The organism is Coprobacter fastidiosus (genome assembly GCF_030296935.1).
GTDB lineage: Bacteria > Bacteroidota > Bacteroidia > Bacteroidales > Coprobacteraceae > Coprobacter > Coprobacter fastidiosus.
Genome location: NZ_AP028032.1, coordinates 2,433,088 through 2,449,721, shown reverse-complemented (window position 1 = coordinate 2,449,721; position 16,634 = coordinate 2,433,088). Strand labels below are relative to the sequence as shown.

The window sequence follows — 16,634 nt, the reverse complement described above, 5'->3', positions numbered from 1 at the left end:
AATCATTACAAAAACATAGGGAGTTTTCTGCATAAATAATATGGCGGAAAGCTCCTTTTCTATATCTATAAAAGAAAATATTATGGATTATATCGAATTTTTTAAAAACGACCGTTTCGCAACAGAAGCAGGGATCACACTTTCTGAGGTTCGTCCCGGGTATGCAAAAGCCAAACTAAAAATAAACGAACACCATCTGAATGCAGGAAACGTCGTTCAGGGAGGAGCACTGTTTACTTTAGCGGATCTGACAATTGCCGCCGCCGCCAACGCTAACGGCCGTCTGGCTTTCTCTATACAGTCGGACATTCGATTTCTTGAAAGCGCCACGATCGGAGAAACCCTGATCGCAGAAGCCCAAGAAATTTTGTTGCATAAAACGATCTGTCACTATAAAGCGAATATCACTACCGAAAACGGCCGACTTATTGCTGTATGTGACGGAATATGTTATAGAAAATAATATTACAGAGGTGTTTCAAAAATATGAGAATAGTTCCATAAAATAAATTACGAGACATATTGAGCTGATACATTCCTGATTGCGAGGAGAATATTATATTACTTTGGTCATTCAAAATTACTTGAATCCAAAACCAAAACACAATAACAATGAAAAAATCTCTCCTCGCAGGAATATTCCTGCTCACTACACTGTTACCTGCGTCTGCGCAAAACTTATTACAAGACGGAGGATTCGAAAACACAAAAACCTACGATTATGCAAACAACAAATCGACCGGTGAACTGCCCCGAATTTCGGCCTTAGGCAAATTAGGCAGCAATACGGAAACCAATAATCCGGTAATGGAGGCGGAAACAGTCGTACCAGGTTCTTGGTATCGTAAATCGGCAAATAGCGGATACAATCACGGAAAAATAGTTACCGATGATTATGCAGAAGGTGAAAAAGCGCTGAATCTGAGTATCACCGCCGGCAGTACAACGACCAAACTGGACACATGGGACAACAATACCGCTATTCAATATGTCACAATAGATCGTACCAAACAATATGTTCTAAAATTTAAAGCAAAAAATTTAGTCGGGAATTATCCGGTCTTCGCGGGGATGTCTGTAGGCGGAGGTTATGAAGTATCCGGCAGTAACTGGGTAACATTATCCTCAAACTGGGAAGAATACACCGTTATAATAGACCCGACGCAACACCAAGCCTCCGATACACATTACAGCGACGGCGATTTTCAAAAATCAGGAGTCGTATTCGGAAACAGAACAGAGTATGACGAAAATAACAAATCTCTTGAATCTTCTATACTTATCGATGATGTTCGCCTGTATGAAAAAGGTACCGAACCGGAAGAGGGGAATGTAAAAGACTTTATTATTAACGGAAACTTCGAAACCGGAGAGCCCAACACGAGTATCGTTACAGGAACTGACAAATGGGGCGACTTTGTTGGGAAATGGGCTCTTGTCATTAAAGACAAATCTACAGGAACAGGAAGCATCACGACCGAAGAGGTTCATAATGGTAGCCAAGCACTAAAAGTAGAATTGACCAATATCTCTGCACGTTATCATTTCTTCCTCACTCAAGAGCTTCAAAATCTTACTCCGGGAGAATATACATTCGCCTTATGGATGAAAGCATCAAAAGCAGACATACCGTTCAGAGTAGATTTTTCTATTGACGATGACAATAAAGATGTCCTTACATCTGCACAAACGACTGCAACCGAATGGACTCGTTATGAAATAAAAGTCGATCTCTCGGATAAAACATCAGAAGATCTTTCTACCCTCCGTATACGCATCCGACCCAATTGTACCTCAAGTGGATCGGTAAAAAACGAAGCCGTTACTTACTATATCGATGACATCAGCTTCACATCGGCCTCCTCTGAAGAAGAAAAACCCGATGAAGGAGAGCAAAAAGAGTTCATCACCAATGGAGATTTCGAAATCGGAGATCCTAATTCAAGTATTGTTATGGGAACAGATCCGTGGGGATCTAATTTAGTGAACACTTGGGGGCTTGTCATTAAAGGCAGTTCTACTGGAACAGGAACTATTACAACCGAAGAAATTCATGGAGGAAGTCAAGCATTGAAAATCGATTTGACAAACATAGATGCGCGATACCGGTTCTTTCTTGCCCAAGAGGTCCAAAACCTTGCTTCAGCAGAATATACTTTTGTCATGTGGATGAAAGCGTCAAAAGCAGGAATCCCTTTCCGGGTAGATTTTTCTATAAACAACAATACAAAAGATATTCTCACATCATCACAAACAACCGCAACCGAATGGACTCGTTACGAAATAAAAGTCGATATGTCAGATATTAAAACAACCGACCTATCTACTTGCCGTATAAGCATTCGTCCCAATTGTGCATCAGGAGGATCGGTACAAAACGAAGCCGTCACTTATTATCTTGACGATATCAGTTTTAAAGGAATCGTTCCGGATGTGATTATATTTCAACCAGAGCCGTATTTGCAAAGCAAAACAACCGAAAGTATCTTGATCAACTGGCGAAGTGCCGACGGAGAAGAGGGAGTACCCACCGTAGAATACGGGACTACCGATCTGAATCTCACGGCAACAGGTACGACAAAATCCGTAGGAAGTTTGAAATGGTCCGGCGTTCGGCTGACCGGCTTATCTCCTGATACCGAATACCAATACCGTTGCCGGATCGGTAATAATATTTCTGAAGTTTACAAATTCCGTACACTTCCGGATAAAAACGTAAGCCGGAAAATCCGTTTCCTCTCATTCGGAGACTCTCATGAAGCCAGCTCTGTAACGCCGGTACGGGAGGCTGCATTGAAATTCTTAAAACAGGAATTCGGAGAAGATTTACAAAACCATTTCGATTTCATTACATGTACCGGAGATATTATCTATAATTACGGACAATATGAAAATGAATTTGTAGAATCGCTCTTTACTCCGAACAAAGAACTTACGAATGCTCTTCCCATGAATATCGCTGCAGGTAATCACGATTTTGAGAAAAACGACTCAGAACATTCGTATTTCTATGATTTCATGGATTTCACCGATTTGAGCGATGCCGAAGGAGATGCAAAAGGGAAATATTATGCTCAACAAATAGGAAACGCCCTATACATTTATCTGAATACCAACCGGCAGTATCTTTGTCCGACAGATAACAGCAATCAGACTTATCAAACGAACACCGAGGCACAATTGAAATGGCTAAAAGATAAGCTGACAACTGCAGAAAGCGATAACACGATAGATATGGTCTTCATTTTCGGACATCACGGACACAGATATGAAATGTGGTCAGCACCCGATAATACTGCAACCCGTGAAGAAATAGCCGAACGGCTGTTCCCGGTATTTGAAAACTCTACAAAAATAAAAATGTATATGTACGGGCATACTCATTCTGTAGAAAGAGGTATCCTTGAGCTCAAAAACGGAAAAAGTATAACCCTTTTCCTGAACGGTAACGGAGGTTCTTATCCTGACTATTTCGGGAAATACAGCACAAACATAGATTATCCCGAAATACACCGGAATTCGGAGTTCATCGGATTTGCTATTACCGAAGTAGATCCTGTCGAAAAATCATATCAAACGACATACTACGGAGTCTCTCAACGCCGACCGGTCAACGGGGCTTCATCAACAACGTATATTCGCAAATATGATCCGGCGGAAATAATCGATCAATGGAGTGCAAAATGCGATGCATCCGTACCGACAACGCCGACAATGATCAAGCAAGAATACAATGCTACAGATGGAATATTTTCTCTTGAAGCGTCACCTGCTACGGATATGATGTCCGCAGAATATCAAATAATCAACACGGCAAATCAGGAAATGGTAATCGACACGATTATCCACCGGGAAAATATATTCGGCGTTACCGGATACTTTGAAACCGACGGGAAAATAGATTTAGAAAAATCATACCTGCCAGTCGATTTAAACGAAGGAATCGATCTCAGCACTTTCACGGCAAAACTTCCCACAGGAAATTATAAAGCAAAAATCCGTTACCGTGACAATAATCTCAACTGGAGCGATTATTCTGATATCAATTCTTCAATCGACAGTCCGGCCGAAACCGATAATGATGTCGTCATAGCAGGAGGAACAGCAGAAGTCGTGATCGTATCCGATGGTGGAATTGCCGAAATTTACTCCCCTTACGGGGCATTATTAGCCAAAACGATACTGACAAACGGTGAAAATAGGATTAATGTTACTCCCGACTCACAAGTAATAGTGCGTGTCGTACGAAATAATAAATGTACAGTTAAGAATCTTCGGGTAAAATAAAACCCTTGGCTTCTTAAAAGATCTGCTGATCCAAAAAAGTTTCAAAACAAATTCTCGAAATGACTCCTGAAAAGTTCTTCATTTGACTATCAGGAGTCATTTCATTTTAAACGACTTTTTAGGCCTTACTCTCCAATAAAATAAAACTTCCGGTACTTTTTTCAAGAATAAAGTTATTAAAAACAGATATTACTATTTTTTTAGTTTGTTTTTAAGGAGATTTTAATGTATATATTAAGGATCTTCCATTTACTTTGCTCACGTTAACTTTTTTCTAAACATAACACATAACAGAAATGAAAAAAATAGCGGTTATCGCCTTTTTAGCTTTTATTTCGACCACACTCTTCGCTAAAGTAAAACTACCGGGTGTCTTAGCAGACAATATGGTGTTGCAACAACAGTCCCAAGTCAAGTTATGGGGAGAAGCGAAACCCGGAAGCATAGTAAACATAAAGCCGTCCTGGGCAAAAAGATCTTATTCCACAACGACAGGGAAAGACGGGAAATGGATACAGCAAATAACGACTCCGGTAGCCGGAGGCCCTTACGAAATCACATTTAATGACGGAGAAAAAACAACATTAAAAAATATTCTCATCGGAGAAGTATGGTTTTGTTCGGGACAATCCAATATGGAAATGCCGGTACAAGGGTTCGACCGACAACCGGTAAATAATATTCAGGATATTCTTATTAAAGCAAAAAAAGAAGTTCCGATCCGGTTCTGCAATATTCCCCGTATTACGGCAAAAACTCCGCAATCCGATTGTGAAACCCGATGGGAAGAACATACACCCGAAGGAGTTGCCAGAGCCAGTGCTACGGCTTATTTCTTTGCAAAATACTTAAATGAAGTTCTCGATGTCCCCATAGGACTGATAATCTCGAATTGGGGTGGATCGAAAGTAGAACCGTGGATGAGTATTGAAGCTCTCACCCCATTCAAGGACGAGGTCGATATTTCTCATCTGACTAATGACAAACCTGTAGGTCCTAAACAAGTGTTGCCCGGAGTATTGTATAACGCAATGATCTCTCCCGTTATCAACTATACGATAAAAGGAATGATCTGGTATCAAGGTGAAAGCAATAGAGGACAAGAAGAGCTATACGGACGTTTAATGCCGGCATTTGTAAAAGACTTACGTCAAAAATGGGGCTTAGGAGACTTCCCGTTCTATTATGTACAAATAGCCCCGTTCCAATATGACGGTGTCGATAAAACATCTTCTGCAAAATTACGAGAAGTTCAACTCCGGAATATGAATGAAATTCCGAATTCGGGAATGGCTGTAACTTTAGATATAGGAGAAAAAACCAAAATCCATCCGGCAGAAAAAGAAAAAGTAGGAAACAGACTGGCTTACTGGGCCTTAGCAAAGACCTATAATAAAAACAATTTCGGATATTCCGGTCCTATATATAAATCTATCGAAATAAAAGGGAATAAGATTTATGTCAATTTCAGTAATGCCCCCAAAGGGGTTGCTCCTCTCGAAACTGAACTGCCCGATTTCGAAATCGCCGGAGAGGATAAAATATTCTACCCGGCAAAAGCGGTTATCGAAGCCAAGAGCGGACGTTTAGGAGTCAGCAGCCCGCAAGTCCCTAATCCCGTTGCAGTCCGCTACGCTTATAAAAATTTCGTGGTAGGCTCTCTTTTCGATGTTTACGGACTTCCGGCATCCTCTTTCCGCAGTGATAACTGGGAAATAAAATAGCTAACACAAACACACACTACATAATCTGAAAGGAGCGTTCCTGTGAAGGAATGCTCCTTTTTTTACAAAATAATCTTGTATCTGTAGTTTTTTCCCGATTTATCTGTCAATCTCAATACATATATGCCTGAAGACAAATTTTCTGTCGAAATACTATAAGAATATTCACTCTCCTTTTGCCATTTGCATGGGAATGACATACCTTGTATATTGAATACCTCCAAATTTTTTAATATTCTTCCGCCAGTATCGATACGCAATACTCCTCTGCCTTTCAAAATCTGTATTTGCAAATCCGAAATAGTATTCTCAACCGATGATGGTAATAGTTCCCAAGTCTCAGGAAGTTCCCTTATCTCGGACAGAGATAATTCATCATTATAAATACGAATCTCATCCAATATTCCCGCAAAAGTATATTCTGTATCGGTACGATCTTTTCTACCATAAGTAATATCCTTATCCGTAGTTCCGATATTTCCGGAATGTTTCATAAACGAATAAAATTCCCCATTTACATACAACTCCATAGAATACCCCGTATATACAGCAGTAATATGATAAAATTTATTCAGATCCAAAGGAATCTTATAATCCAGATCTTTCGTCCCGTCAGAAGTATTTACCGTCCACCTCAAGGTCATATCGGGAGAAAGTGAAATTTTATAGCGTTCTTCCCAACTACCGTGAGAAACAAGAAATTGTTCCCTCCCGGGCGTATTTTCCGGAGAAACCCAAAAACCGATCGTCACTTTATCCTGTACCCCGAGGGCTTCATCATTTTCCGTATATAAATATGAAGACGAGGACAGAGAATATGCCGAAGATTCACGACCCAACGCATCCGTAACAAACGAGCCACCTTCAGGTATCGCATCATAAATTCCGAGACTTGCAGCGTTAGAACAGTCACCGTTTAGAGGATAGTAAATCAAAGGTGTCTTTACTGCCGATTTTTCTTCCTTAACCAAAACTTCCAATGATTTCATATCCTCCCCGAACCGATTTTTCGCAGTGCAACTTATCGTATATACTCCGGGGACAGAAGGTAATGTCCAACGACTGGAAAAATCTGAAAGGTTTTCTATATCACCGCCGTCACACTCCCAAGAAACCGTAAGTCCCGGCGTTTCCTCCGCCAATACCGAAGTAACATCTATCGTTTCTCCCGGAGACAAAGGCATAGACGAACTTGTTTCAATACTTGTCAATGAAGGTTTATCATACATACTCTCCAACACCTCGACAGTTACCTCTCCCGATATGGTTTGATTACGAGCACTTCCGACAGCCTTTATCGTATAAAGGCCGAGAGTCGAAGGTACATTCCAATTTAAATAAGATCCCGTCCATTCACTTTGAATAGGTTCGCCATTTACACTCCATTGATATACGACAGAAGCTCCCAACGGAATATTATCCGCATACACATTCAATTTAACGGTATTACCCGGTACAGTCACTTCCTGATCTGCCACTATTGCTTTTAGCCTTAAATTTCGAGAATAATCATAACCATAATAAAAATCTATAACTTGGTTACCTGCCAACAAACGATGTCCGGAAACTGTTTGTTCCGTACCGGAAGGTATAACAGTCAACAAGCAAACCCCATCCGATGGAACAGAAAAAGAAGCTGTCCCCGAAATTCGAGAAACCACATTCCGCTCGGATATGGCATCATACAAATCATATTCTCCTGACGGTAATTCCAACTCTACCGTCTTATCCTCAGAATAAGGATTATAATACAAATAAACCGGGAAAACCGCATTTCCGAAAAAATCGGTTTTATTAACATCGATCCGGAGGATACCTTCGACATTGGTTTTCTCGATCAATGCCGCCAAATATCCGACACTAGAACCGCTATACAAAGATATATTCGTAGCAGCCCAGCCACCTCCGGTAGCATCCCCCATTACATAAGGAGATTTATTATTCCAAACCTCTTTCATCGATTCATAAGGAATACAACTTTCGGTATCATAAACAGAAGACCATGCATAACTTTGCGGTTCTTGATGATCTTCCGGAAGTACATTATTATAAAATAGGCGACTTGCATTCGCGATATTCAACAACCACTTCCCGATTGCACGCGCATAACGTTTATCATATTTCGCAACAGGAGCTAAAGCTGCCGCCTGCTGAAAACCGTTCATAACAAAAGCATAATCATCTCCGTTATCATTCGCTTCACCGATAAGTCCCGAGACATCATATCCTCCCCATGTACCGACAATAGCGCCCCAACCGCGAGTACGCCCCCAATCGAAACACCAATTAATCAATCGGTCTATATTATAAGAACAATCCTGCTCTGCATTCATTCTCGCAGCAATCAACGTTCCATAAGGCAACTGCAACTCATAAGAAGGATTCTCTCCGAACGCACACAAAAATTCAAGTGCAAGCTGTGCTCCCTCAAAATATTTCTTATCTCCAGTCTGGGTATAGGCCTGATAAAGCAACCAGGCTATTGTCCCGGCGGATTCAGGCTCTTTTGCACCGCTTGTCAAAGGCTTTCCGGTAACTAAATTAAATGCCCGGTGATTCATATCCGGAACAGTCCAAGGTTGCAAGCTACCACCCAATTTATAAACAGCCTCTAACCAACGATCTGCAACTTCAGTAAATTGAGTTTCAAAATCAGCATCGGCATCCGGATAAAGAGAATAAAGCTGATAAAAATATACATTAGGCATGAGATCATACCACCAATCTTTTCCCGATGTCGCAGAATATCCGTTCAAATAAACATTCTGTTCATTTTTCTTGTTAAAAAAATCTTTAGCATAAGATACATAATTCTCTCCGTTATCAGAAGATTTGTCGACACCGACCAAAGATGCGCCTACAATAGCCGGCAATATGTTAATCGCCTCTGCCTGACTGCCATGACTATTTGATCCGACATAAGTATCCAAACGTATCTGCTTAGAGCCGGGATAATTATTCCCTTGCGATTTAATCTCAATCAGAGGTAAATAACTACCGGTTTTATTTTTGTCGAAAACAAATTTATCATAAGCCTTTGCAACCGATTTCCAATCCCTCATCTGATAAGGAGACGGTAGATTCGGCATCTTCTCGATTCTCGAAACGGGAATCTGATCGGCAAAACAAAATATGCCGATGTTCGGATAAAAGAACAAGCTAAAGAATAAGTAAAATACCTTTTTCATCATATTTCGTGTGTGTCAGATAAATATAAAAGGAGGAGACACAGAAGAAGACCTTATGTCCGTTTCCGATGTCCCCTCCGGGATTAGGCTAAATCAAAAATGATTCTTATTTTTTCTCGTCATTATACAATTTCGAAACCTGACCTTCGGTAAGAGCGATATTATAAATCTTCAACTCATCCAAAGAACCGGCAAAATAATCCCATCCTGAAGGTTCGATAGGTAATGTAACCCAATCCCATGTCGAAGCTTCGGCATAAGTCGTAGCGCAACCGATCAAGAACGGCAGTTTTTCTCCTGAGGCAGGAAGATAAGCAGATTTCTGAGATCCTGCCAAACCCGGTTTTCCGCTGGCATCCCAAGTTTTTGTCAACTCTCCGTTTACATAGAAAGATAAAGTATGAGCATTCAAATCCATAGAAACTACCAAATGAGTCCACGTATTTATCGGGAATGACTCTACATGTTCATTATCCGCATCGACACCTGCAACAGTCGTAGCAACAGTAAAGAAAGGTTTACCTTCATTCTGAAGATTCAATTTCCAGTTTTCCCAGTAATTCATAGAAAGGATATAATTTCCGGCTCTGCTTTCTTTCGGATTTATCCATACCGAGATAGAGAGCGTATTGCTGAGCAATGATGTTTCACTGAAATCGTCAACTTCAAGACATGCTCCATTATCAAAACTCAAAGCTTTTCCCTTAACCCCGTCAACAAATGAAGGAACTTGAGTATTCGTTCCGAAAATCTCACTCGGTCCGGTTTTCATCTTAGCAACCCATGCTTGCACACCGGTAGAAACAAGGCTTGTACCTTCTCCCTCATCAAAGCTCCATTCTGCTAATAAATTATCCAAAGGAATTGCGTCATACGCACTTTGTTCAAAAGTAGTTTTCGCTTCTTTCAACTGAACAAGCAGATTATTCAACGTCGTTTGCGTCAGATCTCCGGCTACAGCACTCTTAATTGCATTTACTTTCGATTGAAACGTAGTAATGGCAGCTTCAGGATAATCATCCGTAGTCGCGCTACTCAATAAAGATTCACATTCGCTCAGCAATGCATTGATCTCTGTCAAGTCCAGAGGAGTAGAGTCCTTATCTTCATCGTCATTTCCACAAGAAGGCAAAAAAAGCGTTGTCAAACAGGCTACCATCAAGATAGCGATCATTCTGAAATTTAAAAATTTTCTCATGTTCGTTTAAATTTTAATTGTGTTATTAATGGATATTATGATTATGTTACTTTATCCCAAGATTTGCATCTTTTTCAGATTGTGGAATCGGGAAATAAAAACGAGGTTCTTGCCATTTAAATGAAGAGCCCAAAGCCGCTTCCGCCACATCTTTTCCCCAACGCATCAAATCGAAAAAACGGTGAAATTCAAAACCTAACTCTTTACGACGTTCTTTCCGGATTACTTCACGCATCGCCGATTCCGTAACTGTACTTACCCTAGCCAGACCTGCCCTATCACGCACCTTGTCCACCTCTATTTTCGCAAGATCAGGATGGTGTGTTTCATTCAAAGCTTCGGCCTTCATAAGCAATATATCGGCATATCTCAAATAAATATAGGACAACCCTCCATCACCTTTTGTCCCTTTGCCGACCTCATCCAACGGCTGATTATGTTTTTTTACAAGATAACCTGTTGCAGGAGACCATGAAGAACTGAAAACATCACCATTAAACCAATCCTTTCCATCTCTTCCGATCGAAGCGTCCAAACGAAGATCATCTTCTCCGTTCACTTGCTTTTCGTCAAACGCATCTACATAACTCTGGGTCGGAGCATCGAAATAATAGCCCGATTCATTTTGCGGAGCTAACCACTGATTAAGAGAATTTCCCAATCCGGGATTCTGACCGCTCAAAAAACGAATAGCGAACAGAACCTCTTTGCTATCTTCACCTCCTAACTTGAACAAATTGGAATAAGGACGTTCCAGATCATAAATATCCAAATTTTCGATCAGTTGAATAGTGGTTAAAACATCACTATATTTTTGTTGATAAAGTTGGGCTTTAGCCAATAATCCGTACGCTGCGCCCCGAGTCACCCGTCCTGCATCCGAAGTCGAATAAGAGACCGGCAAAATTGATGCATCTCGAAGGTCTTTTTCGATCTGACTATAAATCGCAGATACGGAACTCAACCCCACATGAATAGACGCATCATCGATTTGAGGAAGCAACTTCAACGGCACTTCTCCATAAATATTCACCAAATGGAAATATACAAATGCTCTGAAAAATTTAGCCTCAGCAACATATCGATCTCGTAAAGTCGCATCCATATCGATATTCGGGACATAAGCAATTACATTATTGGCACGGGATATTACTTCGTACGATGACTGCCAAAATTCAGAAAGAACACCATTATCGGCATTTGCCGAAAAATCATCTATATAAGAAAGATCAGCCTGATCTCCATCGCTACCACCCTTTACCGCGTCATCAGATGCGACATCTCCGAATTTCCACAAATCTATGCAATAAGTAGCCGCATTATAAACACCATTTACAGCCAATTCGGCTTGTGTAGCATTCGAGAAAATATTATCAGAGTTAAAATCTCCTTTTAACTTCTCATCCAGAAAATCGTCACAGGCAGAAAAAGTACATACTGCCAATGCCGCTATAATTATATTTTTCATCTGTGTCATGTTTTAGAAGGTTAAATTCACTCCAAATGTATAAGTCCGGGCTGCAGGATAAGTACCCCAGTCGATACCGGCAGCCCGGTCGCCTTCGCTGGTAGAGTTTGCACTAACAGTCATTTCGGGATCGAATCCGCTGTACTTGGTAATAGTAAACAGATTAGTTGCCGACAGGTAAAGCCGCAGCCGGTCTATCCCCCAATGATTGGTTTTGAAAGTGTACCCTAATTGAATATTCTTCAAACGCATATAAGAACCGTCTTCCAGAAAACGGGTAGAAACTCTGGCATTATTCGATTTCGCACTCCATGAAGCACGAGGATATTCATTTGTAGAGCCCTCGCCGGTCCAATAATTATCATAATACCGTTTAGTAACATTAAAACCACGATAAAAACCTTCAGAATCCGTCAATATCTGATTATATATCTTTTGTCCGAAAGCCCCCTGAAAGAAAATATTCAAATCGAAACCTTTCCAATATCCGTTCAACGTAAGTCCCATTGTCATTTTAGGAATAGCACTACCCACATGCACCCGGTCATTCTCATCGATAGTACCGTTATTATCCTGATCGACAAATTTTACATCTCCGGGTTTTATATTAGCCCCTTGATAAGCTGAAGTCAGAATCTCTGCCTCATTTTGGAATATACCATCCATCTCATACATAAAAAACGACCCGATCGGATAACCGACTTCTGTCTTCGTAGCATAAATTCCATTATCTACACGACCGCCGACAATAGGAGCATTTAACGCAAGCACTTCGTTCTTAAGGAATCCGGCATTCAACGTTACATCAAAACCTCCGTCTTTATAATCTTTGCGATACATAAACTCAAGATCGACTCCACGGTTCAAGACTTTTCCGTTATTGATCCAATAGGGCTCTGCATCCCCGATCGAAGGAGGCAACGGAGCTTGCACCAACATATCTTTGGTGATTTTATTATAAAAATCCACCGAGAAAGCAAAAGACCCCTTCAACAATTCCAAATCAAGTCCCACATTGAACTGGTTACTGGTTTCCCATTTCAAATTCGGATTCCCGAGTTTTGTCTGAGCATAACCGCTGACAGACGTACCTCCGAAAGGATAATTATAATTAGACGAATAAATATCCGAATAAGCATAGTTACCGATATTTTGATTACCGATAGATCCGTACCCCGCACGAAGTTTCAACTTATTAATAACCGTTACATCCTGCATAAAAGCTTCTTGTTCGATATTCCATCCGGCAGAAGCAGAGTAAAAAGTACCCCAACGATTATCTCCCACAAACTTTGAAGAACCGTCTCTACGAATCGTTCCCGAAACATAGTAACGCGAACGATAATCATAACTTGCCTGTCCGAAGAAAGAGGCTAAAGTAGAAGAATATTCCGATTCTTTACTGACTTTTTCTCCCGTACCTCCCCCGATATAAAGGACATCCTTATTCCATACCGGAAAATCTTGATCTGAATTACTCATCGACTCGCCGGTACTTCTTATAGCCTCGAAACCGGCCATTACAGACAAATTATGAACTTCATTAAAAGTCTTATTCCAATTTAATAAAGTATTAAATGTCCATCCCAGATTCCGACTATGATCTACTGTAACACTGTTCGGATTATTGATGCGGTTATCATCTCCCCACGAAGCATTATAAACTTTATATTTATAATTTTTATAGTCAATACCGAAATTATTTGTCCAGCTCAAGTTAAAAGGAAGTTTGAACGTTGCATAAATTCTCGAGAACAGACCTTCTTCTGTTTTTTTACGGTCGGTATTTTCCGCTAAAGCAACCGGATTATACCCGTCTCCGAAAAATGTATCATAAATAGAATTACCAAAATAAGTGCTCGGCTTGTCGATATATTGACCCGCTCCGTCTTTTATCGGAATAGCAGGATTCCTGAACATGGCATAACGGACAACACTACCTCCTTCGCTATTTCCGTACCCGTCACCGGAACTTGATACAGAACGAGTATTCCCTAACGAACCGCTCATATTAAATCCTACCTTCAACCAATTCTTCACATCCGAATTAATATTCACCCGTAAAGTCGCCCGGTTATAACCGCTGTTTCTGATAATCCCTTCCTGATTAAAATAAGTCCCGGAGATCATATAATTAGTCTTGTCATTTCCCCCGCTGACGCTCAGTTCCTGAGAATATATCGGCGCTGTCTGGAAAATAGACGCAACATGATCCACATCCGCCAGCCCATTCAAATAATCTCCGGCAAGGCGTGTCCGTTTTATCGAAGATCCGGCATTGTCGGCATCTACCGCTTGATTATAAATGTCGATATATTCCGCTGTATTCGCCATCTCGATCAAGTTGGCATGTGTTTGAAATCCGAATTGTCCGTGATAAGTAATCTGAGCTTTTCCTTTTTTACCGGTTTTTGTTGTAATCAACACGACTCCGTTATTTGCACGAGAACCGTAAATCGCAGCAGAAGAAGCATCTTTCAATACCGAGATATTTTCAATATCTCCCGGAGAAATACTATTTAATGCATCCTCAACCGGAATACCGTCAACAATATACAACGGATCATTGCTCGAACTGATAGACCCGACACCACGTACTCGGACTGAAACCCCAGCTCCGGGTGCTCCCGTAGCATTCGAGACCTGTACTCCTGCAATACGTCCTTGCAAAGCCTGTGCTGTCGAAGAAACCGGAAGTGCATTAATCGATTTACTGTCTATTTTAGAAACAGCTCCTAATACATCCCGTCTTTTCATAGAAGTGTAACCGACTACGACAACTTCATCCATCAATTCGGTTTTTTCACCCAAAGCTACATTTAAAACTTTCTGCCCGTTAAGTTTTATTTTCTGAGTTTCATACCCCATATATGAAAATATCAAAGTTGCATTGTCCGATACCTTAATCGAATAATCTCCGTCAAGGCCAGTAGACGTTCCTGTTGTCGTACCGTCCACACGAACATTCACACCCATCAAAAATTCTCCCGTAGCCGCATCCTTTACCTTACCGGTAATCGTGCTTTGGGTCTGAGCATTTGCCAGACAAACAAAGGCAAATAAACTCATCAATAAGAAAATTCTTTTCATCTTGTGCTTTATGATTTATGTTAACGTATATTATTTATAACTAATGACATGATTATCTTTGGTAACAATGCGACCGTCAACCGACCGTAATTTCATCCCCGAAGGTAACTCTACAATTACACTGGCATTCAATGCCGGTAACTCGATCTCAAAAGATCCACTCTTCCCACGAGCTATGTACTTTTTGGTAACTATATCAAACAGGTCGACTTTTTCCTCACTATAATAACCGATAACTTTATTCTCAGCATGCGGATTGTAATAGAGATACACAGGATAAGGACGTTCTGAATAAAAATCGGTAGTATTACAATTTATGCGTAAAATTCCGGATTCCGAAGTTTCAGAAACCATTGCTCCCAAAATACCGACCGGAGAGGTACTATACAAGCTGAACATGCTTTCCGCCGGATTAGCGGGAGTCCAATTAGGCCCGTCTCCTAAAGCGACAGGTTCGATACCTTTCAAAGATTCTTTACCGTAACAATCTGTTTTCCTCAATCCTTCATAAGCAATATTATTATCAGTAAGACCCTTCATCTCCGGTAACCACTGATGTTCATCATCGATTTCTCCCGGATAAAAAAGTCGGCAGGCATTTACATTGTTCAACATCCATTTTCCGATAGCCGTAGCAAACTGAGGTTCATACTTGACCATCGGTACTAACGGCCACGTCAATTTTACACTATTCATAAAAAAGGCATATCCTCCTCCATCCAAAATACTGCCTTGAAGTCCCGAAACATCATAATCTCCCCAGCGACCGGCCATCACACCCCAACCATATCTTCCATTAGGATTCTGACATCCGTCAAATGTCCAGTCCAGTATCTTCTTTACATCATATTGCGTTCCCTCTTCTGCATTCAACCGAGAAGCAACAATAGCCGACATAGGTAAAAGAATTTCATAAAACCGACTCTCCTTCTGGGAGAGTAATGCTTCTAATGCAGACTTGGCATGCTGCAAATAGCGCGGATCTCCGAACTTTTTATAGGCGGCATACAGCACATAAGCATGACCTCCTGCGGCATCCTGCTGAAGCGGGATATTATTAACCATCCCTTTCATTTGGGAATAATCAAAATAAGAATAATCATAATTCCCATTTAGCACAGAATCGGCCTTACAAAACTGCTCCGCAATAACATGTTGGATCGAATCAGCTCCGGAGACTCCCGGAAAGACATCGCACACGGCATAATAAAGAACATTCGGAAAGACATCGTACCACCAATCTCGACCATATCCGCCTCCTAATAACGCAACTTCCGGGCAAGTATTGTTCATTACGATATTCCATCCGTTATCCGAATTAAAATAGTTCTGTACCATTTTAACATAATTATACCCATTCTGAGAAGTTTTGTCTATTCCGACCAATCCTCCACCGAGCAACGCAGCCAAAGAGTTTAAACTTTCATGAAACTCTCCGTTATTATTTTTCGGCCCTTGACGTGAATCATTCACTGCCGTATAAAGTCCGAATGTCGTCTGAGGAATATTCCGTTGAGCGCTGTCAAGCCAAATAACCGGATTTCCACAAATGCGTGTATCGAAATTAAATACATAAGCATCAAAATCAAGAGCTTTTTTTCTCCAGTCCAGAATCTTATATGGCTCTGGGAGATTAGGCATCTGATCGATACGACTAATCGAAACCTGTTTTACCGGAT

At 40.8% G+C, this 16,634-nt stretch carries 8 protein-coding genes; 3 read left to right on the top strand and 5 right to left on the bottom strand.

Going from position 1 to position 16,634, the window contains the following annotated elements:
* The first annotated feature begins 82 nt into the window (after positions 1–82).
* From QUE35_RS09650 to QUE35_RS09640, 3 genes are all read left to right on the top strand, one after another.
* Positions 83–463, top strand: a complete 381-nt coding sequence (locus QUE35_RS09650; protein WP_009318474.1) for a PaaI family thioesterase — start codon at positions 83–85, stop codon at positions 461–463.
* A gap of 149 nt (positions 464–612) precedes the next feature.
* Positions 613–4,287 carry a purple acid phosphatase family protein gene (locus QUE35_RS09645; RefSeq protein WP_022600201.1) on the top strand — a complete coding sequence of 1,225 codons (3,675 nt, stop codon included), beginning with the start codon at positions 613–615 and terminating at the stop codon, positions 4,285–4,287.
* Positions 4,288–4,583: 296 nt separating this feature from the next.
* Positions 4,584–6,011 (top strand): sialate O-acetylesterase, encoded by a 1,428-nt coding sequence (locus tag QUE35_RS09640; protein ID WP_022600199.1) that lies wholly within the window; start codon positions 4,584–4,586, stop codon positions 6,009–6,011.
* A 62-nt stretch (positions 6,012–6,073) separates the two neighbouring features.
* On the opposite strand, the gene QUE35_RS09635 is transcribed toward QUE35_RS09640, so the two are convergent.
* The 5 genes from QUE35_RS09635 to QUE35_RS09615 form a co-directional block, all read right to left on the bottom strand.
* Positions 6,074–9,202 carry a LamG-like jellyroll fold domain-containing protein gene (locus QUE35_RS09635; protein ID WP_022600197.1) on the bottom strand — a complete coding sequence of 1,043 codons (3,129 nt, stop codon included), beginning with the start codon at positions 9,200–9,202 and terminating at the stop codon, positions 6,074–6,076.
* Between the two features lie 103 nt (positions 9,203–9,305).
* On the bottom strand, positions 9,306–10,397 hold the full coding sequence (locus QUE35_RS09630; protein ID WP_009318468.1) for a LamG domain-containing protein: 1,092 nt from the start codon (positions 10,395–10,397) through the stop codon (positions 9,306–9,308).
* A gap of 46 nt (positions 10,398–10,443) precedes the next feature.
* Positions 10,444–11,865, bottom strand: coding sequence for a RagB/SusD family nutrient uptake outer membrane protein (locus tag QUE35_RS09625; protein WP_031258202.1), 1,422 nt, complete (start codon positions 11,863–11,865; stop codon positions 10,444–10,446).
* A gap of 12 nt (positions 11,866–11,877) precedes the next feature.
* Entirely contained in the window at positions 11,878–14,955 is a 3,078-nt protein-coding gene (locus QUE35_RS09620; RefSeq protein ID WP_031258201.1) for a SusC/RagA family TonB-linked outer membrane protein, read from the bottom strand.
* A gap of 30 nt (positions 14,956–14,985) precedes the next feature.
* The gene (locus QUE35_RS09615) at positions 14,986–16,596 is read right to left on the bottom strand and encodes a hypothetical protein (protein WP_229088580.1); all 1,611 of its coding nucleotides are present in this window, start codon (positions 16,594–16,596) and stop codon (positions 14,986–14,988) included.
* Between the last annotated feature and the right edge of the window lie 38 nt (positions 16,597–16,634).